Raw genomic sequence first — 22,545 nt, 5'->3', positions numbered from 1 at the left:
TTTATGAAACCCATCTATTGCTGGCCACTGCTCGTGCTGTGGCTGTTGTGCGTGCCCAAAGCCCACGCCCAGAAGTACCTTACCCGCGACGGAGTGGTCACCTTTTTCTCCACCAGCATCCTGGAAGACATTGAAGCCCGCACCGAGCAAGTGGCGGCCCTGGTGGACTTGAACAGCAACCAAGTGGCCTTTACGATTCCCATCAAGTCGTTTCAGTTCAAGCGCACGCTCATGCAGGAGCACTTCAACGAAAACTACATGGAGTCGGGCCGCTTTCCCAAGTCCTCCTTCTCGGGTCGCATCCTGGACCTGAACATGGAGGCGCTGCAGAAAGGCGGCTCGCAGCGGGTCACGGTGGAAGGCGACATAACGATCCACGGCGTCACCAAGCATGTGCAGGTCCCCGGGGCGCTGGAGCTGCAGAAAGGCAGCCTGCTGGTGCACGCCTACTTCAGCGTCGCGCCGGCCGACTACAACATCGAGATCCCGCTGCTCGTGCGCGAAAACATTGCCAAGATTGTCGGCATCCGCCTGGCCCTCTCCTGTGAGCCGATCGCGCAGCTCAGTCTTACCAAGTAACTTATCCTACGTTTATATGTCTTGTTTTTACCCGCTATCCGCACGCCGGCTGACTTTTATGTTTCTGCTTACCGGCCTCCTAGGCGGCGCCCGGCAAGCCCGTGCCCAAGCCGACTTGTTGACTCAACTAGAAACGCAGGAAGTTAAGCCCACTGGCACCGAAGTGGTCGACGCCACTTTCAAGAGCACGCGGCTCATCAGCGGCCACACCGTGCAGACGCCCGGCCAGGGCACGATGGTATTCTTGATTTCCCACCGCTTTGGCACCCTCAACAGTGGCGCTTACAACTTCTTCGGCCTCGACCAAGCCACCCTGCGGCTGGGCTTCGAGTACGGGCTGACGGATCGGCTCACCGCCGGCGTGGGACGAAGCTCGTTGGAAAAGACGTTCGATGGCTTCCTTAAGTATAAAGCTCTTCGGCAGAGCACGGGGGCGCACCCGGTTCCCCTATCCGTGACCTTGTTTGCTTCTTCGGCCCTGAACTCGCTCAAGTACAGTGATACGTACGAGCATACCTTGCCCCGGCGCCTGGCCTATACGTATCAGGCACTGATCGCGCGCAAGTTCAGCTCGGATTTGTCGTTGCAACTCATGCCCACGCTGGTGCACAGCAACCTGGTGGCCACGGCGCAGGAGCACAATGACGTGTACGCCCTCGGCTTTGGCGGCCGCCAGAAGCTCACCAAACGCACCTCGCTCAACGCCGAGTACTACTACCTGCTGCCGGCGGGCAAACCCACGGGCGTGCGCAACGCGCTGGCCTTGGGAGTGGACTTAGAGACCGGGGGGCACGTGTTCCAGTTGCACGTAACCAACTCGCAGGGCATGATCGAGAAGTTCTTCGTGAGCGGCACACGCGGCAACTTCTTCAACGGGGACCTGTATTTCGGCTTCAACGTGAACCGCAACTTCACTATCCGCCCCAAGCAAGGCTTCCGAAAATAGTGGCAGCGCTGCTGTGCTCTATGCAAGCAGAGAAGCAAATAAAAAAATAGCGACCAAGAAGGAGCCCCGGCGCTAAGGTAGATGCCTTAGCGCCGGGGCTCCTTCTTGGTCGCTATTTTTTTAATGCAAGGAGTTCTGCTACTTCCGCGACGCCGGGTGATCTGCGGCGGAGAACTGGATAGTCCAGTAAAAACGGACAGTGAGCTAAAAAAGTTGATTTTGAAGTCGAGTTCAAATTAATGAGGCGAGCGGTAATTCAAGGCGGAGTATCGGCCGTCAAGGTTGAAGTAGGTGTCGAGGTAGTAGGCCACCTCCAGTCGTGCCTCTTCACAGTTGGCAAACGCGCTGCCATGAGGCAGCAATTCGGTGGGCATTTGGGCGTCCAGGTGCCCGCCCACTACGCACCTGGAGCAGGCATGTAGTCCTCCTCCAAGACCTCCGCCCCAATCGGGAGAAACTGCTCGGCTAAATCCGCTATAAACTGCGTTTGGTTGAGAGGAAGTTTCGGTGCTTCATGCTTCGTATCGACAAAGGCTAAAGATAAGCAAACAGAGCCCCGACATTCCCTTCGTTAAGGGGGCCTTATCACGCGTAGCCCGAGTGCGGACAACATGATGAGATGCCTACTATTACTTTCCCTGCGTTTTCTTTACCAAAGCACTTCTTGAGGCATTGATCCACTTCCTCCTACACATTTTATGCTTGCTCCGCATCACCCAATAGCTAGAGGACACCTGCCGGCATTACCAGAGCGGCGCCGATGCAGTGCAAACTAGGCACAAGCGCCGAGCCGAAGGCACTGAAGCCTACGGCAGCCGCCTGACCCACTGGCTGCCCGACCAGTATTACCTACATGGTTAATTTCCAGGTGTGGATGAATTGAACTTGTAGTATCCTACCGGGTGACGCCATGAGGGGCTCCCCTCTTGCTTAGTCTAACAGACCTATCTACGGTGAAGCAGGAAGCCCCACTCGGATTAGAGTGGGGCTTTGGTGTTGCAGCAGATGCGCTAGGGCCGGCAAACACCTCCTGTTAACCCGGCTTAGCGTTTCAAGCCTACGAGACGCTCCTACGAGTTGTTGCCAACGGCGTCACGGTCTCCGCCTGTCAAGAGCTCGTTTGGTGTAGCGGGACCGGCTTCTTCCGCTACCCTAAGTAACTTCGACTTCCACCCGGCAGAGGTTGTCTAGCCGATTGTCATTTTAGAAACGTGCATTCAACACCTGTTCAGATCACTCTTGTCACCTACTATAGCTGACGGTTAGCTGAAGAAACTTGACGAACGAGGGGCTATGGTTGGGCGGCGCGTCCCAATTCCGTGAAAGGATGACTCGAGTCATAGAGCACATCGGCATCCTCGACATACCACTGCAAGAAGGTCGCTAAGGAAGTAGTGAGTACCACAAATTCGTTTGCGCCCGGCAGGATGCCGATTCGATACCCTTCGCCCTGGTCTTCCGTCAGCACCCCATATTCCCAACAGGCATGCAGAAAGCTGATAAACACGGTTACCCTCGCTTGTTGCCGCGTGGCGGCTTTCGCTGTCACAACCAGCCATTCTTGCACCTCGGTTTGCAAAGCTTCCACTGGTAGAAACGAGCAGAAGTTCTCATCCACTCCTTCGGGATAGAGCTCGGGCGTGCCATTGGCTTTACTATAGAACGCTACAAAATCAGCGGGTAAGGTGACCCCATGGGCGGTGATCACCTGCTGCACGTAGGGCACGCCCACGGACGGGCACGCAATGGCTTGCCGCTGCCTACGCGATAACCGGCACCACGCAACCAGGCTGCCCTGCGAGGCAACAACCATTCCCCACGATGGGGTGGCTCCGCGTTCAACTAAATAGAAGTGCGGTAGGTCACTGCAACGGTCACCTTATTTGAGGCCTACCCAGGTCTTGTCCGTCCTGTTGTTGGTGCATTTTTCTAGCCGAATGGACCGCTGCCCTGGCAGGAGTTGACCTTTTCCTGTTGACAACTCTTTCCGCCTTTCTATGGCGCTCAGCGCTGAACTGATTGAAGCCAGGAGGATTTCGCGGCGCTGTCGCCAGTCGGCACGGTCTTCTGTTTCGCCTGTGAGTATCTCTGGCGTATCAATTCCCCTAATTAGGGGGCCTTTAGAACGAGTACATAGGAGGGCTTAGACGTCTTACAAGGGACGTTTAGAAAAAGCCGACGTTGTTGGATCAGGTTGCAGCGGCTTAGCTATTGCGTACCACTGGTAGAGTAGACCTCAAGGTATCTTATTTATGTCCAATTTATTTGCGGCAGAGTTAACTAGGTAAAATACAGCGGTTGGCTTGATCCTTGTACGTGAATTTCTACATTATCTTCGTGCTGCCTACGTACGCTAGCCCTATCTAATCGAGGATTTAACTGCCACCCTACTTTATTTTCTACTCTGCCTATGCACCATATTCTTTACTTAAGCCAAGTTAGCGCCTCCCTGTGCGAGGATGCATTGCAAAGTTTACTGGAGAAATCCCGAGTTAATAACCAAGAGCGTAACATCACGGGTATCCTCCTGTATTGTGCCCCGCAGTTTATGCAGCTCCTAGAGGGCGAAGAAGTTGACGTGGCACGGCTCTACTCGAAACTAGCCCAAGACCCCCGACATACGGGCCTCATCAAGCTGGCGGATAAACCCGTCACGCACCGCAGCTTTGCGGAGTGGAGCATGGCCTTTGAGACGGTATCCGAGGAGAAATTCACGTATTTAAGCGGCTACCTGCCCGTTGCCCAAGTTGACTTCACGACGGCCTCCTTCAGCGGGAGCGATAGCGCCCTATTGCAAATGGCCAAAGCCTTTGTCTGTGCTCCCCCTTTGTAGTTCTTACCCGAGTTCTGTTCACCCAAGGGCGGCTTTCCCCGCTCCTCAAGCAACGGTCTCCTAGCGCGTGTAGTACCGGCCGTTTTGATTGCGCGCTCTTTCCCAGTGCTACGGCTACGGTCAACCAGCCGCGCCTGCGTCCCCCCGCACCCCCTGAGTGCTGAGAGAGGCGGGCCCAGAGCAGCGCATAGGTAGTGGTGTCGTAGCAAAGCTCGCAGTAGAAATCGCCTACCTGGTAGAAGCCTACCGCGCGGTTTCTTTCCCAACGGCTAGCCAGCAAGGTGCCTTCCGTGAACAGCACGCCGGCTTGCTGGGCGAGAGGCATGGCGCAAAAAGCTGCGCGAGAAGTCGCCATCAGGTGGTTGGAATTCACTGGTAGGGGGCAGTGCGCAAAGAAAGCGTATTTTAGCTACTCGGGTCCGGAGTCGATCACCTACCGTACATCTCCTTTACACGCGGCAAGCGGGTACCACGAGGAGGTTACGCTCCCACTGGCCTGATCGAGTTTGTTGTCTGAGCTCAGCGTCCCCCACCGTTTCGGCCTTGCATCCTTCTGCACTACTTCAACGCCTGCAGTGAAGAGTAGTTTGGTTGCTGCGCACTAGTGCGTAGTTCCGGCTCGGGATCTTAGCCGGCACCCACCGCCGGTTGCTCTTGTTGCTGTTAATGGGCTTGTTTCTGCTCGTGGAAGCGTCGGGTGTGCTCGGTCACTTTGCCAACACGAGTGTCGGGTACCGCATTAGGGTCGTCACGCTGGTGCTGCTCGAGGTGTGGATCGGCTATTGGATGGCTCGCATACTTAACCCGGAACCCGTTCGCTTGGTACCGAATTAAGCGTAAAGCGTGGATAGTACACCCTACACGGCTTCAACTCCTACCAAGCTTGTAGTAAAGGAGTCCAATAACTATCCACTGCTCGACCATATACGTCCGGGTATTGGAGCGTTTCTGTGGACAGAATATCGTTTGATTAATTAGCCTTTGAATGAGTAAAACTACACGAAGGAGTGTCCCACTATATCGTCTAGCGAATCAATGACTCATTTACCGTTCTTAAGCTGACTTCTTGGGACAGCGCTAGGCAGGTAGTATAATGTTGACTGCCCTGCCTAGACCCCACTGCGGGCAACTAGAAAGAGTTGCGCCACGGTTGAGCCAGAACGCAGAATCCCCTTATCTTGCGCTGCTGGTCGTAGCACGTTGCCACGCCCGGAACAAGGCCAGGTCAAGGATAGCTTACTTCATTTTCTGAAAAAAAACAGCTGTCCAATTACCTGGTCTTGCTCCGGGCGCGGCGCGTGTGGCTGCCCTTCTAGAAGCAGTAGCTCAGGGGTAGAGCATGAAACAGCACGCGAATTACCCACCCGGGTCAACCTGTGCTTCCTTCTTGGTTTTTAGGGTCGTTGGTTCGAATCCAACCTGCTTCACTCCCTTCGTTTTAGGGTGCAAGAGGACCAGCGTTCCGATCTCTATTTTTGCTATCCCTCCTCAGGCCTATATGTCTGCTTCTTACTTAACAGTTAGCCTACGCCAGCAGGCCATCTATATTCCTGCGGCGGCTTCCTTCACTCTGCCCTCTACCTTGTCGGAGGACACTGGTTTACTCGTCGCCAATCTGGCCAAGCTCGGGTACGGCGTGTCGGAGCCGTTGCTGCGCGCCCTCGAGCAGTCGACGCCCGCTTTTCAGACACACCTGCTGGCGGTTGTGCGCGACGTGCTGGGCGTTCAGAAGAATTGGACCCCGCTGGTCAAGGCGTGGGACACGCCCACAGGCGAGGGGCCCCTGGATCACCTGCTGACTCTTTTCGCCACGCTGTTTCAAGCAAAAGGCACTCGCTTGCCCTGTGGCCATATCATTCCGCCCAACACCTTCCCGCTCGAACGCTATAACGGGTGCCCTTTCTGCGGGACGCCGTTCGAATTCGCGACGCTCGAGCACACGGGGCAAGCCAGCAAGCTCAAGGTGTTGGCCTTGTGGACGGAGGCGGACCTCACCGCCTTTTTGCGGGACTTATTGACGTCGAAAACGGCCCTGGACGCTACGCAGCGCGATAGTCTGACGCGCCTGCTGGCCGAGTTGCCTCTGCCAGCGTCGGTTTCTATTGCCATGAAAGAAACCCGCATGACCGTCATTGAAGCGTATGTCAACTTGCAGCAGCCCGAGAAAGCGCAGGCCTTGTTTACCTCACCCACCGACATCCTGCGCTACTTATGGTACCAGCGGACTGGGTTGCTGCAGCTCGTAGAACCCAAAACGATTCGGCAGCGCCAGCAGAAGAATAGCCGCAGCATCGTCTGGACGATCGATCGCAACGCGCAAGTAGAAGCCAAGCTGAAAACGCAGGCCACCGCGGGCCTGAAACTCAAGTACAGCCGCCGGGAAGCGGTCATGGTGGCTGACTGGCTCACGGCCCTGCCGCAAAGCCCGGCGCAACTCTGCGAGATGATGCACCCCAAGCGGGGGATGTGGGTGCGCTTTATTCGGGCCCTGCGCCTAGCGGAGTATAGCAAGCGGCCAGCCCACACCAAACTGCGGGAGACGCTGGACTTGTTCTACCGCCAAGCCTACCCGGTGTGGCAAGGACGAGTCAACCATTATCGGCTCAAAGGGGACGCACCGCAGACCTTGGCCTTGCTGCAGCAGCGGCCCGGCTTGTTTGCCCGTTCCCTGTTTGCCAACATGCTGTGGTTCGGGGCAGAGCCCACGGTGGCCGCCTTTGCCGACGTAATCGACCAGGTACCTGCCCGCCTGGTATTCACGCTGAATTCGTACGCCGACACCTACTTTGTGCCGAACAGTAAACGGGTGGTTAAACCCCTCGGGAGCGTGAGCAAACAAATTCCGGCCAACCAGCTGCTCTCGCTGTATGAAGCCCCGGAACTAGAGGCCATGCAAGCGGCGGTTGCCAACCTGTGCCTGTTGGCTATGAAGCGTCGGTTTGCCGCTCAACCGACGGCGCATCACACGATCTATATCGACCCGGTCCTGTTCAAGATTCCGGTTGCCATCGGGGACCGGAGCGAGATCGTGCAGGACGTGTCGGCGGCCCTGATGGGTACCCGTTTTCCCGTGGCAGGCGACACCGTGCGCCTATTTATGCAATGGGGGGTGGGGCTCCCGGCCCAACATTTAGATATGGATTTGAGCTGCACCGTGTCCTACGCGACCCATACGGAAAGCTGCTCCTTCTCCCAGTTGGTGGTGACCGGTTGTAAGCACAGTGGCGATATGCAATACATTCCCGATCAAGTCGGGACAGCGGAGTACATCGAGGTCGACTTGGTTGCGTTGCAGCAAGCCAAAGCGCGGTACGTCACCTTCACCACGAATGCGTACACCTCGGGTTCGCTTTCGCCGAACCTGGTGGTGGGCTGGATGAACAGCCAGCAGCCCATGCGCATTTCCAGCAGCGGGGTGGCCTACGATCCGTCTTGCGTAGCGCAGCAGGTACGTGTCACCAAGAGCCTGACGAAGGGACTCGTGTTTGGCGTGCTCGATGTGGCGCAACGCGAGATCGTGTGGCTGGAAATGACGTTTCAGGGTCAGCTGGTGCGCAACCTCAACCTAGAAGGCGTGCAGACGCTGCTGCGCAAACTTGAAAGTAAACTCAGCATTGGCCAGTTGCTGGCAATCAAGGCCCAGGCACAGAACCTGCAGGTGGTGGACACGGCTGAAGCTGACGAAAGCTATACGGCCGCATGGGCCATGAACACAGCGGCGGTCACGAACCTGTTAGTAGACTAGAATAGCCAAAGACTGAACTTTCATCCTCAAACAGGGAAGGGGCCAATCCACGCCGGTCCGGAAATACAAAAACAGCCGGCCGTGCCCGGGAGCCAAGTCCGCCTGCCACGCGACTATTACTTCGTAGGGAATAGCTGCGGGTGCCACTGGTGAACCCGCGTCTTCCGGCACGAGACGGCCGGCGCGGGCAAGCACCTGCCAGCTATGCCGAGTGCGGGTGACGTCGGCCTTCTGGCGTGTCACCCGTACGTGTTGCACATCTTTTGCGCCCACGCTCTGCGCCCCCTCCATGTGCCACCCCGTCGCACTCGATGTGCAAGCGGGTCAGGTGGGGCAGAAACACAATCACTTCGGGTAGTAGCTCCTCGGCCAACTGCTGTCGCAGCGCGGGCAACTGCTTACCCTTCATGTACACCCGGATCAGGGTGTTGTAGCCGGCCGGACCAGCGTTGAGCGCGGCCTCGGCGCAGTGCAGCACGGCGATTATGTGCTCCGCCGTGGTGGTTTCCTCCCGAGCCTGGCGCAGCATGCGCAGCACGGCCTGTCGGTTGTCGCCGCTGCTGCAAGACCTTGCGGGCGTAGGCCGCGGAAAAAGCAATGCGCAACTAGCCGCTATGAATTTCCAGCTTATCGGCCCAGTTGAGCACGGCTCGAAATCCCAGGCCCTTGGCCCCGATCTGGTCGGCATCCAGGGATTTGGGGCTCAGGTTGCTGTAAAGCAGGCACTGTACACCCGCTTCGGTGAAGATAGCTCCGGTGTTGGCCACTTCCAGTATGCGTCCATGCAGCCGAATGGACACTTGCCCAGGGCGGTTTTTGGGATCGCGGCCGGCCGCGTCGTCGGCGTTTTGTAACAGTTCCAGCAGCTGCCGCCTGTCGTAGTCGGCGCTGACTTGCTGCTCCAGCATGTAGTCCTGCAGAATAAGCGTCGAGTCCCGCCGGTACACGTCCAAGCGCTCCTGCATTTTTGCTCAACGAATTGCTGCAGGTATAGAGATTTAGCCACGAATAAGGTAGAAGAGAATAAGGAAAGGGGCACTAAACATACACGAAGAGCAACAAACTACTGCACTGCGTATCCAAGTTTTGATAGTCTGTGGTCAGCTGCTGGCCAGCCCGACAATCTGTAGTGCGGACACCCATACTGCGTCCTCAGCCATATTACCTCTGTCGCGGCAAGCGGAATTCGTTGCCTCTTTGAACGGGCAGTTCTGCAAAAGTCACTAGCAAGCAGGTGATGGTCGGCCACATAGAGCCGACGGACAACATTAGGTGTGCAAGTAAAAGGCTGTATCCAGCTGCTCGGTTACCAGAATAGGCGTGGCCTGCAGCAAGTGCAGCTGGCCGATGACGTGCGCGGACGGATGGCCGTAGGTGTTATTTGAGCCGTAGGAAATAATGGCCTGCACGTCTTTATCAAGGGGCAGCGGGACAAAATTATGTACGGAGCCGTGGTGCGGCACTTGTAGCGTTTGAATACGGTCCCAGCGGCTGCCTAGCCGGGTTTGCAAATCGGCCGGCAGCGTCGGAATATTTAGATCTAGGTCCCCTAGGTACAAACACCCTTCTTTCTCTACGCTCGCGTAAAAAGGGTGCCAGCAGGTGCAACTGTGGCCTCGATGCAACAACCTCATCGGGTCCGTAAGCGCGCCGGAATAAACAACCAGTGAGTTCTCGTTTAGATCCCCGTCTAGGCTCCGGTAAGCTTTGGACAAATCTTTTTTCCGGTTGATAACCTGCTCCAGGTTACCGAGCGTGCCGAGTTCTATTTTAAGCTTTTTCAGCATCGCCACAAACGTGGTCCGCCGGGCAGCATACTCGTAATTGTATGGAACATACTCCCAGAAGGCTGTTTTATGAAGCGTCAGCCGCAGGGGCGTGCCGCTGGTAATGGTGCGCAGGCGTCCCGGCTGCTTCCCCGCGGGCGCGGCAGAGTCCCGCAAATCCTGGTCTTGTTCGCCTGGTACCTCTACGAACCGATCGTTGTTAAGAATAATCTCAGCGGCCGTTCCGGCATTGGGGTCAATAGGCTCTACGAAAATAATGCGGGTACGGCGGCCGAAGTAGGCCCGAGGGTTATCAATCAGCACCGAGCTAAAGCCCTCGTACTCCAGGAAGTTCTCCAACTTAACCAGTACCCGCGCCTCCTCCGTGAGCTTGGGTAACACCACGGCGCGGATGGTGTACTTGCGCTTTAACTCATCCAGCCCATTGATATGATCGGCGTGGAAGTGAGAAATAAACAAAAGATCAATCACGGTACCGCGCGGCAGGGCTGTGGCCACCTTACGCAGAAAGTGCTCCTTGGGCGCCGTCAGCGAGCCACAATCGTAGACTATGGTCAGGGTTTGGTTACCCTCGCGATGCTGTTCGGTATAGAAGGCTCCTTGACCAATGGGATGAAACGTGCGGATAAAAGACGGGGACATGCAGCGAGCTGTGTGGCAATAACTGATTTCAGGGGCGGTGCCCGGAATAAGGAAGACGATAAGATAATGAGCCTAGACATGAAGGCAAACAGTTCGCGTTTAACCTACCAGTTGAGGTGTGCCAGGTAGCAGGCAGCAAGCTACCTTCAGTGGTCGTGGCCTATGTGGGACCTTAGTCATCTTTATTGGTAGTTAGTCAACGCTTTCTTAAGTAGTTTCCGCAGCGAATGCCGTAGCGAGTCGGGCGCCAAGACTTGGAGATCGGGACCATAACTGAGTAGATTCGTTTTAAGCTCCTGGTTGATAATTAAGCGCAGCTCAATTTCCAACCCTGCCTTGGTATCGCTCAGAACAACCTGGCTGGGATGAATTGCTTTGGTCAGGACGTAGGGAGCGCGCCCGCTCGACATTCGCAAGCGTACAGTTTCAATGCATGAACTTGTTTGCGGAATGGTTACCCCAATGAGAGAGGTGAAATAGGCGCCGAAATCAACCGTGGCTGGGCGAAAGACGATTTGGCTGTCGTCTATGTCCTTGATGCGGTCGAGTGCGTAATTCTGCAACTGGTCCCCTTTGGCGTCGTTTTGAGCGATGAGGTACCACCGCCCATTGAACGTTTTGAGCAGGTAGGGATGGACCTCTTCCGCACGTGCTTTCGGGGCCCGGTAAGGTTGGTATTCGATCCGCAAGGGGGTTTTCTCCGAGATGGCCTTGTATAAGCGTTTCAGGTGCTCTGTACCTGTGTACTCCGGTGCGGCCTCCAATTGCAGAACCGGACCAGCCGCCTCGTCACTATTGGGCAAGTGCTGCTCCAACCGACGGATCAACTCGTTTAACTCATCCGCCAAGCCCAAACCCCGCAAGGCTTTCAACGGGTGCAGGCTCTGATGCAGGATCAGCAAATCGGCACTGGTCAGGGGAGTGTTGCGAATGGAGAAACCCGGCTTTGTATAGTGATAGCCCAGCCGGCGCGAATACTTAATGGGGGCATTGTATCCGTTTAGCTTTTTCATGTGGTGCAGATCCCCTTTCAGCGTACGCTCGCACACCCCGTCGCCACCGGCTTCCCTGTACTCGTCCTCTACGGCCGCGAGCAAGTCCTTGATGGTCCAGGTGCGGTTACGGCGCTGCAGGCATTTATCGATGATGAGGTAGCGGTCGTGCGCGCTTTTATTGACAGGCATGATGCACCAGCGACTTTTATGATGAGGCTCTGCGCGAAGCGGCCTTGGGAGTACAAAGCTTCGTGCAGTAGAGCCCTTTTGCTGAAGGCCCAGGACGAAGATAAACATATCGCCGCTTGCCTGGGCAACGCGGCATCGTTATTAGTAATGCCTCCAGCAACCAAGCAGCTCCTTGATAAACCATATTTATGCTGCATTAATGCCTAGCTGATGAAGACATTAATGTAAGCTTTTTAAATTTTTTATGTCTGAATATCTGATGGTTATATAGATTTTAAGGCATCCAGAGGCAATCAATTTCAACTGTGCAAATAGGTTGCACAGTTCAATTATTGCTTTGTATTCGACAAGGGAATGTCGCCAGTTTCTGGTTATAGCCGGACTTAACCAGTGAGCGGGGAGGAATCCGTTGCCACCTATTGTTGAACCGAAACCAGCTGCTGGCTTTCTAGCCAGCGCCTGATTTCAAGGACGTAATTGCTTCACCACAATGCACCAAATCACCCTCTATAACCTGGGCAATGCCGATACCTCGCGGATTGACCTGGAAAACGGCAAAAAGCTGCTCATCGACTACGCCAACATGCGGTGCGCTACCGACTCCAAGGACAAGCGCATCGACCTGCCGGTCGCGTTACGGGCCGACCTGAAAAACGCCAAGCGCAACGACTACGACGTCGTCGCCTTCACCCACCTCGACAACGACCATACCTGCGGGGCTTCCGAGTTCTTTGAGCTGCTGCACGCGGCCAAATACCAGAGCCCCGACCGCGTGAAAATAAAAGAGCTGTGGGTGCCGGCGGCCGTCATCGTGGAGGAAGGCTGCGAAGACGAAACGCGCATCCTGCGGCAGGAGGCTCGTTACCGGCTCAAGCAGGGCCGCGGTATCCGCGTGTTCTCGGGTCCGGATCAGCTCACGGATTGGCTGGCTAATCAGGGCCTGACCCTGGCCGACCGGCAACACCTCATCACGGATGCCGGTACCCTGATTCCGGGCTTCAACCTGGCCACCGACGGCGTGGAGTTCTTCGTGCATTCACCGTACGCCAGCCGCACGGCCGGCGGCGGGCTCGCCGCCATGGACCGCAACAGCGACGCGCTGACCTTTCAGGCGACCTTTCAGGTAGGCAGCCAGAAAACCCGCATGCACTTCTTCTCCGACATCGACTGGCCGGTGATCAAGTCCATCGTGGAGGTGACCGAGTACTACAAGCGCTCCGAACGGTTGCAATGGGACCTGTTCAAGATTGCCCACCACTGCAGCTACCTATCGCTGAACTCCGAAAAAGGCAGCAACGTGACCGAACCCGAGCCGGCCATCAAGCGCCTCTTCGAGACGTATGGATTAAGCCGGGCCCGCCTGATTTCCACCAGCAAGCCCATTCCCAGCAACGACGAAGACAAGCAGCCCCCGCACCGGCAGGCCGCCGCGTACTACAAGGCCCAGGCTACCCGGCTCGGCGGCGAATTTCTGGTGACGATGGAGCACAAGAGCATCCTCTACCCCGAGCCCATCGTCATCAAGATTGATCAGATGGGCCCCAGCATCGGCAAACTGGCCGCGGCGGGTGGCGCGGCAAGCGGCAGTGTGGCGCCGCCCCGGGCCGGCCGCGGCCTGAACTAAACTGATTATGGACGTGAACGAGAACCCCTACTACCCGTTGCTCGGGGAGCCCGTGGAAGCAGGCTCCCTGCAGCTACACAAGGCCGTGGAACTGGTGCAGGTGCTGCAGCGGCCGGGCGCGTCATACGCCCAGCTGGTCAGCTGCCTGCGATTCCAGAAAGATGAAATTGTCGTTGTTGATGTCCAGCCCGAAGTGCCGCAGCACCCGAAGCACGACATTCTGCCCAACGAGCGAGTTGCCGTTGTCTTTACCGAAGCCGATGCCGAACACCAGTCGGTATTGGCACTGCGCCGGGATTTTCCACCGGTGCCACACCTGCATTTTGGTATCAAGGGCGAGCCCCGCAGACTGTGTTTGTACCTGGAGAGCTACGCCGATCTGAAACCAACCTGGACTGCGGCGGCGCTGCTGCGCCAATTGCAATACTGGCTGAGCCAGACCGCGCGTGGCGAACTGCACGCGGCTGATCAGCCCCTGGAGCAGGCGTTTTACGCCCCCGCCACTCGACTGGTGCTACCGAGTGCTTTCTACGCGTATGAGGCGTCAGACTTTGCTGCACCGCTTAAAGTAAGCTTCAGAAGCACGGTCCTAGGACAAAGCGTCTGGGTCGCTTCGGAGGCACCGGATGGCCAGCCGGCCCCACTGACCAGCTTCGTCTACACGGCCACGCCGCAGGTACACGGGATGATTCAGTTGCAGCCCCGTACCATCGCAGAGCTGCAAACCTATCTCTCGTCGGGTGACACTCAGTTTACCAAGGCCTTGCGCCAACATCTGAGGGTGCTGCAAGAAACGTCCGGCTTTGACAGCACTCAACAACTGTTGCTTATTATTCGGCTGCCCAAAATTCGTACGGCTACCAGCGGCGTGGAGAATATGGAAGTATGGGCGTTCGTTTCCGAGGGAACACTGGCCGAGCTCGGTGTAGACCTGGGGATCTGGGCCGTACACGACGGGACCCTGGCTCATTTGCTTCCCGCCGAGGTAACACGTACAGGGCAGCAAAGCCCGCTGAGCTTGCTCAGTCCAGTACGCGCCCTGACCCGGGAGTGGGTCGCCGCCTACAACGGCCTGCAGCCCACCACGACGCGGTATGTAGCCGTGGGCGCCGGCAGCCTGGGGTCCCAAGTCGTCAACAACCTGGTGCGGGCCGGCCAGGGCAACTGGGCGTGGCTGGATGAAGACCAGTACCTGCCTCACAACGCGGCACGGCACTACCTGCCCGGTAATTTAATCGGTCTGGGGAAAGCGCAAGCCATGGTGTCGTTGCTGAAACACACGTTCGAGCAAGCCGACCTGCAAGCCATTGCCGCCAACGTATTGCGGCCGGCGACCCCGCCGGTGACGGACGCGTATGCCGGCGCGGAGGTTTTGCTGGACATGTCCGCTTCCGTTGCCGTGGCCCGGCACCTGACCCTGGGCGTGGATAGCCCAGCCCGCCGCCTGTCGCTGTTTCTAAATCCGGCGGGCACCGATGTGGTGCTGCTGGCCGAGCCGCAGGACCGCTCGCTGCGCCTCGACCAGTTGGAAATGGCCTACTACCGGGCCTTGGTGCGCCAACCAGAGCTACAGCAGCACCTGCTAGCTCATGGCCAACCGATTCGCTACTCGCACGCCTGCCGAGACGTGTCGGTGCAGCTGCCGCAGGAGCAGGTCGCGCTGCACGCGGCCATCGGCGCCCGCGCCGTTCGCAGCGCGGTGGCCGAGCCCGGCGCCCGGATGAAAATCTGGCACGCGCACTCCGACCTGACGGTTTCCAGCTATGACCTGGAGGTGCCGGCGTTCAGCGAAGTGGCAGCCGGCAGCTGGACGGTGGTCTTGCCGCAACCCGTGGTGCAGGACCTGCGCGCGCAGCGCCGCCAGCGCTTGCCCAACGAAACTGGCGGGGCACTGGTCGGCGTGTTCGACACGCAGTACCGCCGGGTCTACATCGTCGACCACATCCCCTCCCCGGTGGACAGCCAGGAACAGCCCACGGGCTACGAGCGGGGACTCGCGGGGGTAAAACAGGAGTTGGACCGCATCAGGACCTGCACCGGGGGCCAGGTCGTGTACGTGGGCGAGTGGCATTCGCACCCGGACGGGTATTCGGTACGGCCCAGCACGGACGACGAGGACCAGTTTGCGTGGCTGCAGCACGAGCGCGAAGCCGATGGGCTCCCCGCCGTCATGGCCATTGTCGGCGACCGGGGCATCACCGGCTGGTACGTGTCCGATCTAGCCACGGGGCGGGGGTGCACCACTTGACAAAGTAAGCAGCGTCAGGCCAGAATGTCCACCTCCACCCATAACTGCTCTGCACTGGCATCGGCCCGCACCTGGCTCAGGAACTGCTGCCACCGGCTATCCGCAACACCTATCGGCCGGTCGGGTATGCCCGCGTCCGCGCGCACCACGCGGCCGCCGGTTTTGGCCTGTAGGCGCTCATACAACGGACCAAAGGGCATTTTCCAGTTCTTCTGCTTGGCCTGGGCTTCGTCCACGGGCAGCAGGGCAATCAGGTCGTCGCGCTCCATGAGCTCCAAGCCCTGCGCCGCCAGGGTGGCGTTGTGGCTGCCGTGGTGGCCTACTTTGTACACGGCCACCCGCCGCAGTAGATCCTGCCCGGTGATGACTTGCTCCTTGGCTTGCCACTGCACCGAGGCCCAGGACAGCCAGTTGCCAGCCTGTGCATCTCCTGGAAACAGCAGGACCCGGCCATCGGGCAGTTCAAACGCAAGTACCAAGCTGGTGTTGTTGGTGTCGTCGTCCATGTCCAGCGCCAGGTGCTCGGCAACTCCCAGCCAGTCTTGGTCGATGCGCCGCCAGGCGGCACTGCCTGGCGCGTTGGTAAAGCCGTACCGAGTGCGGAAGAACTCCGCGTGCGCGGGCTGGCTGGTCGGATCGGCCAGTTCCGCTAAGGGCAGCACGAAGGGCAGGTTGAACGGCGCGTCCACCGCCGACGGCCCAGCCAGCGCCGCGGCGTAGAAGCTACCGGGTTGCGCCCCGCCGTGTGTGTCGGCCGCGCCAAAGGGCTTCGGCTGTTCGTACACCTGGCCGCGCCGCGGGTTGGAGCGTTTGAGCAGGGTTTCGTCTTCGGGCGGCCCCAGCACATAGGCTTTTACGCCCGACGCCGTGGGTAGGGAAAGCGGCGGCTGGCCCGGTCGGCAATAGCGGACCGGCCCCAGCGTCTGCACAAACTGCAGTTGTTCGCGAGTGCTGGCGGCGGCATCGGCCGCGAAGGGGCCGTGAAAGGCCAGCATCTGTTGCAGGTCCGCCGCCCGTGGATCGTTTGCCGCCTGCAGGCGCTGCGTGGCGGCTGCCAGAGCCGTCAGCGCCTGCTGGTGGCGTTGCTGCAACTGGCGGGCCAGCGGATGCTGCGGGTCTTCCGTCCAGGCTACCCACACCTCGCTGACGTGCAGGCGCTTAAACACGTCCTGGGCAAAGCTGAACCCTGAGAGGTGGTCCCAGTGCTCGTGCGTGGCGACCAGAACGTCCACGCGGCCGCCGGTGGCCGCCTCGATGTCAGCGGCGATGCGCTGCATGCGGGGCTCAGCACCGGGGGTTCTGTAAAACACGCCGCAATCAATCAGCACGTAGCAGGGCGTGGCGGCCGGGCCAGCAAAGGCCAGCAGAAAGCAGTCGCCTAAGCCACCAGATCGGTACATGCGGATGGTGACGCCCGCAGGCGGAGGTACTAGCTGTAGCATAGCTTCTTAAGAATGTGCTCCGTGGCGATGCAGCATGGCAAATGGTTCGGCCAAGCCTTCTTCTTTCCCGTCGCCGCGGCTTCCGAAATACGTGCCGCGCATGGCCGGCAGCCACTGCTGGTGCAGGTACTGGCGCTGCTGCGCCAGGCGCGGCTCGCTGATCACGTCTTTGCGGATGATGTAGCGCACGGCCCCGGAATCCAGATCCACCAGCAGGGTGCAGCCGCCGCGGAAGATAAAGTCGGCCGGCGGCGGCGCTTGCTGGCCGTGGTCCACGGAGTGCTGGATGGCCGGGTCGAAATAGCCGCGCCGGCGCTGGGACGCGACGATGACTAGGTCGGTGCGCACCTCCCCGCCCGGGCCGATGCGCCGGGCCGGGCGCACCGCGTGAATCTCAATGGTAGGGTAATCGGTAAATGTTCGGCTGGCAAAGAACGAGCCCGGCACGTCGGGACCAATGGTCAGCCCCAGTGCCCGCACAGCGGCCGGATGTGGGGGCGTGAAGAGGCCGCTCTGTAGCTTTTCCTGATTTTTCTCCGCCTGCTCGAACACGGCCCGTCGGTTCGAGGACAACCCCCAGTCCGGGCAAAGCCCCCGCAGCACGGCAGCATCGCCCAGCGCCTCGGTCAGCGCTGCGGCCTCGGCGGCCGTGGGCGGTTGCCAGAGCAGGCTTTCTTCCGAAAGATTGCGCACGCCTTCGGGGTAAATGCCCCAACGCCGAAATGACTCGATCAGGGCCACGCGGTAGTAAAGCGTATCGTCAGCCACCACGTCGCGGTCCGCCGTGACGAGGGCCCGCAGGTAGTCCCCAAAGGTCAGGTCCACCGGCGGGCAGTAGTCCAACGCCCGGATGCACATGCGCAGCACGTGCCGGGCCGCGCTGGCCGCTTCCTGCGCGAGGCGGTTGATCAAGTCGGGGTGGAGCGCCCCGGCGGGCAGGATACCCGTGCCGGCCGTGGCGATGCGCAACAAGTCGGCGGTGCGGGTCTGGTAGATGTGCAGGAACGCGCCAAACACAGCGGATACCAGAATGCTGCCCCGGGCGTGCGGCTCGCTGGTGCGGCTGAGCGCGGTCGGATCGGGCTCGACCGGCTGCCAGGTGTTCGTGTGCGGGTCGCGCCGGCCTAGCGCGTCCCGCAACGCCCCATGCGAGCCGATGGCCTGGCCGAACTCCTGGGCCAGCTCGCCGAGCAGATTTTGGCTGGCCAAGTCCCCGCGCGTGCGCGCCAGCTGGTGGCGCAGCACTTCCGGGTAAGAAAAATGCTGTAGCAGTGCGACCAAGTCGGCAAAGGCCTCGTGAAACGCCAGCACGTCCGGGTTGCTCGGCTCGGCGAAGCGCCGATGCATGCCGTCGAGCAGCGCGTGGGTCACCTCGTGGGCAATGACGTCGTGCGAGAGGCACGTGAAGACCAAGCCGCCCGGCATGGCCAGGGCCGACTGCTGAGGCCTGGCGTTGAAATAGCCAAACAACAACGCTTTCTTTTCGGGGCTGTAGTAGGCGTTCGCTTCCCGCAACGCATGGGGGTAGATGCGCAGCCGCTGCACGTACTGCCACCGGTCGAGTCCTGCCTGGGCGTGCCGGGGTACCGACCAGAGCACCCGCCGGCCAAGCGCCTCCTCGAACCGCTGGATGGTCAGCATTGCCACCGCGTAGAGCATCTGCTGGTGAAAGCGCGGATCGCCTTCAGCGGGCGCCAGCCCGTCCTGAGCAAGCAAGTACGGGTCGTTCAGGTCCACGGGGGGATACGCCGCGCCCGACGCGGGGTCGACGTCCACGATTTCTAGGTACTCCCCCACCGGCCCCGGCTCCACGGCTTCCCACGGCACAGCCAGCGTGAGCTGGTTGATGGCGACGGTGTCCAACTGCGTGGTCAGGCTCGGGTCAAACGCAAACACGCGGAGGCGACGCTTGGGCGGAACAGGATAATAAGCCATACGAACTGAAGGGGGTTAGCGCCAAGTAAGCGGGCGCAGTTGCGTCTGATGCTTAGGACAGCGGCAGCTGCGGTGGTCGTCTTTTTCTTTCTGCGGCATGTGCCCGCACGTCGGGCACGCCAGCCGCTGCGCGAAGGCCAGTACCGCTTCGCCAAAGGTACGGATGTCGCGGTCCGACGTGTCCGCGCCGGCCGAGTTAAAGTGTGCCCCGACCTCGTTGCGGATAAAGGTTAGGCCGTCAATGGTCTGGAACAAGTCCGCCAACGGCAACACGGACCACTGGTTGGGCAGCAACGGGTGGCCGTGCGCGTCGCGGTCGAGGCGCCGAACGACGGCTTTCTGCAATAGCTTCCGGGTGCTGATCAGCAGCTCACCCAACGTGTAGGAGTTGCCGTGTTTACGGGGCAGGCGGCAGCCGTAGACCAGCGCCACGTTGTCTAGTAGGTTTTCCAGGATGATGCCGGCCTGCGAGGCCACGGCCTGCCGGTTGAACGGTTCGGATGCGAGCGTGGTGGCCAGCTCGGCCAGCAGGGTATGGTCTTCGTAGGGCCGCAAGCCGCGGCTGAGCGTCCATTCCTCCAGCTTGAGGAGGTGTACGCCGGCGCTGTTATGTTTATAAATCTCCTGCCAGCGCCGATTGTGCGTGGCAATGATGAGTTGCTGAAAGTGCTGAGCTTCGTCCGCTAGTAGATTGGAAATGCGCTGGAAGTGCGGCGTGTCGACCGACGTGAACACGTCGTCGAGCACCAGCACGAGGCGGCTGGGGGTGAGCCGCTTGGCCAGGGCCAGCCACAGGCAGAAGCCAAAGGTGTCCAAGTGAGACTCGCTGAAGTAGGCCTGGGGAATGACTTCTGCGGCATCCTGGAAGCGCGCGTGCTGCTCCAGCGAGGTGCGTTTCACTTCGTCCATCTCCAGGCGATGCAGGCCAATTTTCTCGTCCGGGTGGATCACGGCGAACAACCGGTTCACCTCCTCGATGATGCCGTCCAGAATGGTCTGCACAAATTCGCGGCGGGTATCAACGACCAACTGACACGCTCGCGTTAACCGCTCGACCACGCGGCCCAGCGCCGCAGCTTGCTCGGTGCTGTCTTTCAGCAAGCTAGCTTGCGCCAGGATGTTCTCGCGCAAAGTAAGGCGTTGGCGCAGCGACTCCAGCGCCTGCTGAATTGTGGGCCGGGCTTCTTCTAACTGCTGCGCCACGGCGGCCGCTTGCTCCGTGAGGGTGTCGCCGGCGTCGTTCGAGGCTAGGTCCCGCTGCAGTTGCGCCCAATCAATACCCAGAGCACGAACCTCGATGGGCCCCTGCTCGGCGACCTGCGACACGAGCTGCTGCAACTGTCTACTTACCTGGCGGTTGCAAAGCACGCATTCGCCCTCTGCGTGCTTGTGCTCCGCCTGTCGGCTGGCGACTTCGCGCAGTAGTGCATCGACGTGCTGCAAGGCCTGCAATTGCGCTTCTACGTGCTCCCGGAGCGAATCGGCCTGCACGGCACTGGCGCACAACGGACAACTGGTGGGGGCGGCTGGGGAAGCCAGGTACGCCTTAGCCGTATTGAGGAGCCGAATCAGCTCCGCCCGGAGGGTGTCTTCGCTCTGGCTGCTAGCGGCCAGCTCCGCTTCGGCATGCTGCAGTTGGTCGGCCCAAGAGCGGCGGGCGTCGTGGGCCCGGTGCCAGGCGCCCACCGCGTCGGTCAAGGACTGGGCCGTCGCCAGCAGGCTGGCCATCTGCTGGGCCTGCTGCTCAAGCACGGCCACGTTTTCCGCTCGCCGCTGGTCGGCCCAGGCTATCGGCTCGGCTGCGATTTCATCGGGCTGTTTTTCCTGCTCCCACATGACCCGCAAGGATTTTTCAGCCTGCTCACGGGCGGCGTTAGCGCTGGTGAGCTGTTTCTCCGCTGCGTTCATATCATTGCGCAGCGCGGCCTCCGCTTTGTCCACTTCGGCCACGTCGATGAAGCTTTTGATGGCTTCGTAGCGCTTGGCAGGTTGGGTCTCGATGAGTTTCAGAAGCTCCCGCCGCCGTAACACGAGCACCCCCGGCAAAATACCATCGGGGGCGACAGGCGTTACCGACACGTTTTTGCCGCTGATCGTGGCCTTCCACCGATGGCCGACGGCCGTCGTTAGCTCGACCTCTAAGGTTTTAACGGTCTGGTTGACGGAAGAAACGTACTTATGCGGATTGGGCCGCACCCCTTCCCGGTCCAGGGAGCCAAACGAGGCGTTGCCCACGGCGTCGATGGCGTCTACGAGCGTGGATTTGCCGGTACCGTTCTCCCCGAAGATGACGACAATTCGCTTATTGGGGTCAAACTGTACCGTGACGGGCCGGGTGGCGCCCCGGAAATGTGTAAGCTTAAGCTCCTTGATCCGGTGAGGCATGACTGCTGGAGATGGTAGGGAAAGCATTGAGCTGTTTTTCAAGCAAGGCCCGCCATTCGCCGGTTTTTGCCGGTTTCGTGGTCAGCATGGCCATTATTTCCGCTTCGTCGGCGGTTCCTATAAGGCCTGCCACTCCCATGGCAGCTACGATCCGGGCGGCTAGTTCTGAGTTTGCGTCCGGCGGGGTATTATAGGTATTATATGAAGCAGACATTTAGGATGTAAGCAAAATGCAATAGAAATGATAGAGAGAGCAAGGCACCACACTTAACTCGTTAAAAATAGCGGGAAAACGTCAGGCTTAGGTAGCAGAACACCGACGATTAGTTAGATAAATTAATAGTTGACACGACAGATATCATATTGCTTAATGGTAGCTTATCTGTACCACTTAGTGCCCAGCTACCGCGAGCCGCTGGTATTCACGGTCAGGCTGGGAACAGTAAAGTTCAGCCTTGCACCCGTCGGCCTTAGGGCATAAGGCACAGGCAGCTAGTCTGACTCATTCTCTCGACTTAGTAAAAGAAACTTTAGGCAGATACACATAGATATGATAATACTAGTTGCCACTAATGTAGGTAAGTCGTCAAATTTTCGTGCTAATAAAGAGCTTAGCCACACAGTGAGCGTCCTGCTCCGGACTGCCTGACTCGCGCAGGTTAGAGAGCAAAGAGTGTTTGTCCGAATCCTAGTGTATAATATACAGTTATTCGAGGATTAGTGCGCGGCAGTGGCGTAGCTATTGGAAGGACAATAGGAGAAATAAAGGTTTAGCTTGCTTTTAAGACGCTGATTGCATTGCTTTTGGATTGTCGCGCACTCTTATAAGCATTGCCTAACCTGCTTTCAAATGCTACTGCCTGCCTGCGGGCCACTGCTGCACGTGCCCTGCAGGCAGGCGATGGGCCAGTCGGCACGCATCGGCTAGATTACGCGCGGTGGTTTTGTCGACATTACCCAAAATGAGGGCGTGGGCGGGATTTTCTGGTTCTGTGGCAGTGGCCGCCAGGGCATCCGGCACACTCTCCAAGCTATACTCTGTGGGCTTGGCAGCAGGCAGCACTCCCGCCATAAAGAAGCCGCCTCCCTGGTTCGCTGGCTGAAAACAGCCCTGTCTAGGCTCTGCGCTTCGCTGCCAAGTAACCCGACCCACACCCGCAAAATATCCACGGAAACTCCGTCTAACGCATGGGTA

Annotated in this window: 18 protein-coding genes and 1 tRNA gene; 8 read left to right on the top strand and 11 right to left on the bottom strand. The window is 59.0% G+C overall.

Going from position 1 to position 22,545, the window contains the following annotated elements:
- Positions 1-3: 3 nt before the first annotated feature.
- Complete coding sequence (locus MUN86_RS28860; protein WP_245127269.1) at positions 4-579, top strand: YceI family protein; 576 nt, start codon at positions 4-6, stop codon at positions 577-579.
- Positions 580-637: 58 nt separating this feature from the next.
- Positions 638-1,525 carry a DUF5777 family beta-barrel protein gene (locus tag MUN86_RS28855; RefSeq protein WP_245127266.1) on the top strand — a complete coding sequence of 296 codons (888 nt, stop codon included), beginning with the start codon at positions 638-640 and terminating at the stop codon, positions 1,523-1,525.
- Positions 1,526-1,761: 236 nt separating this feature from the next.
- Here MUN86_RS28855 and MUN86_RS28850 read toward each other — a convergent pair whose 3' ends face one another.
- A complete protein-coding gene (locus tag MUN86_RS28850; RefSeq protein WP_245127265.1) occupies positions 1,762-1,899 on the bottom strand; it encodes a hypothetical protein in 138 nt (45 codons plus the stop codon).
- Positions 1,900-2,816: 917 nt separating this feature from the next.
- Positions 2,817-3,338 carry an SMI1/KNR4 family protein gene (locus MUN86_RS28845; protein ID WP_245127263.1) on the bottom strand — a complete coding sequence of 174 codons (522 nt, stop codon included), beginning with the start codon at positions 3,336-3,338 and terminating at the stop codon, positions 2,817-2,819.
- A gap of 597 nt (positions 3,339-3,935) precedes the next feature.
- On the opposite strand from MUN86_RS28845, the gene MUN86_RS28840 reads away from it, so the two are divergent.
- From MUN86_RS28840 to MUN86_RS28825, 4 genes are all read left to right on the top strand, one after another.
- A complete protein-coding gene (locus MUN86_RS28840; RefSeq protein WP_245127262.1) occupies positions 3,936-4,358 on the top strand; it encodes a BLUF domain-containing protein in 423 nt (140 codons plus the stop codon).
- Positions 4,359-5,006: 648 nt separating this feature from the next.
- Positions 5,007-5,192 (top strand): hypothetical protein, encoded by a 186-nt coding sequence (locus MUN86_RS28835; protein ID WP_245127260.1) that lies wholly within the window; start codon positions 5,007-5,009, stop codon positions 5,190-5,192.
- 481 nt (positions 5,193-5,673) lie between these two features.
- Positions 5,674-5,785: transfer RNA gene (locus MUN86_RS28830), tRNA-OTHER, on the top strand.
- A gap of 71 nt (positions 5,786-5,856) precedes the next feature.
- Positions 5,857-8,103 carry a hypothetical protein gene (locus MUN86_RS28825; protein WP_245127258.1) on the top strand — a complete coding sequence of 749 codons (2,247 nt, stop codon included), beginning with the start codon at positions 5,857-5,859 and terminating at the stop codon, positions 8,101-8,103.
- A gap of 202 nt (positions 8,104-8,305) precedes the next feature.
- Here MUN86_RS28825 and MUN86_RS28820 read toward each other — a convergent pair whose 3' ends face one another.
- From MUN86_RS28820 to MUN86_RS28805, 4 genes are all read right to left on the bottom strand, one after another.
- On the bottom strand, positions 8,306-8,701 hold the full coding sequence (locus MUN86_RS28820) for a hypothetical protein (protein ID WP_245127257.1): 396 nt from the start codon (positions 8,699-8,701) through the stop codon (positions 8,306-8,308).
- A 7-nt stretch (positions 8,702-8,708) separates the two neighbouring features.
- Positions 8,709-9,068, bottom strand: coding sequence for a sacsin N-terminal ATP-binding-like domain-containing protein (locus tag MUN86_RS28815; protein ID WP_245127255.1), 360 nt, complete (start codon positions 9,066-9,068; stop codon positions 8,709-8,711).
- A 303-nt stretch (positions 9,069-9,371) separates the two neighbouring features.
- On the bottom strand, positions 9,372-10,532 hold the full coding sequence (locus MUN86_RS28810; RefSeq protein ID WP_245127253.1) for an MBL fold metallo-hydrolase: 1,161 nt from the start codon (positions 10,530-10,532) through the stop codon (positions 9,372-9,374).
- A 182-nt stretch (positions 10,533-10,714) separates the two neighbouring features.
- On the bottom strand, positions 10,715-11,716 hold the full coding sequence (locus tag MUN86_RS28805) for a helix-turn-helix transcriptional regulator (protein ID WP_245127252.1): 1,002 nt from the start codon (positions 11,714-11,716) through the stop codon (positions 10,715-10,717).
- Positions 11,717-12,206: 490 nt separating this feature from the next.
- Between MUN86_RS28805 and mblB the strand changes: the two genes are divergently transcribed.
- Together mblB and cap2-3 are read left to right on the top strand one after the other, a co-directional pair.
- Complete coding sequence (mblB, locus tag MUN86_RS28800; protein ID WP_245127251.1) at positions 12,207-13,340, top strand: anti-phage 6A-MBL system MBL-fold protein; 1,134 nt, start codon at positions 12,207-12,209, stop codon at positions 13,338-13,340.
- A gap of 7 nt (positions 13,341-13,347) precedes the next feature.
- The gene (cap2-3, locus tag MUN86_RS28790; protein ID WP_502592247.1) at positions 13,348-15,588 is read left to right on the top strand and encodes an anti-phage 6A-MBL system cap2_3 protein; all 2,241 of its coding nucleotides are present in this window, start codon (positions 13,348-13,350) and stop codon (positions 15,586-15,588) included.
- Positions 15,589-15,602: 14 nt separating this feature from the next.
- Here cap2-3 and MUN86_RS28785 read toward each other — a convergent pair whose 3' ends face one another.
- The 5 genes from MUN86_RS28785 to MUN86_RS28765 form a co-directional block, all read right to left on the bottom strand.
- Positions 15,603-17,030: an MBL fold metallo-hydrolase gene (locus MUN86_RS28785; protein WP_245127247.1), complete on the bottom strand. Its 1,428-nt coding sequence runs from the start codon at positions 17,028-17,030 to the stop codon at positions 15,603-15,605.
- Positions 17,031-17,036: 6 nt separating this feature from the next.
- On the bottom strand, positions 17,037-18,965 hold the full coding sequence (locus MUN86_RS28780; RefSeq protein WP_245127246.1) for a gluzincin family metallopeptidase: 1,929 nt from the start codon (positions 18,963-18,965) through the stop codon (positions 17,037-17,039).
- A gap of 15 nt (positions 18,966-18,980) precedes the next feature.
- Positions 18,981-21,350: an AAA family ATPase gene (locus tag MUN86_RS28775; protein WP_245127245.1), complete on the bottom strand. Its 2,370-nt coding sequence runs from the start codon at positions 21,348-21,350 to the stop codon at positions 18,981-18,983.
- The gene (locus MUN86_RS28770) at positions 21,325-21,564 is read right to left on the bottom strand and encodes a hypothetical protein (RefSeq protein ID WP_245127243.1); all 240 of its coding nucleotides are present in this window, start codon (positions 21,562-21,564) and stop codon (positions 21,325-21,327) included. Before MUN86_RS28770 ends, MUN86_RS28775 begins: the two co-directional genes overlap by 26 nt.
- Before the next feature lie 639 nt (positions 21,565-22,203).
- The gene (locus MUN86_RS28765) at positions 22,204-22,422 is read right to left on the bottom strand and encodes a hypothetical protein (protein WP_245127242.1); all 219 of its coding nucleotides are present in this window, start codon (positions 22,420-22,422) and stop codon (positions 22,204-22,206) included.
- Positions 22,423-22,545 lie beyond the last annotated feature (123 nt).

Origin of the sequence: Hymenobacter volaticus, assembly GCF_022921055.1 — a bacterium.
GTDB classification, from domain to species: Bacteria; Bacteroidota; Bacteroidia; order Cytophagales; family Hymenobacteraceae; genus Hymenobacter; species Hymenobacter volaticus.
This window is presented reverse-complemented; position numbering and strand designations above follow the sequence as displayed.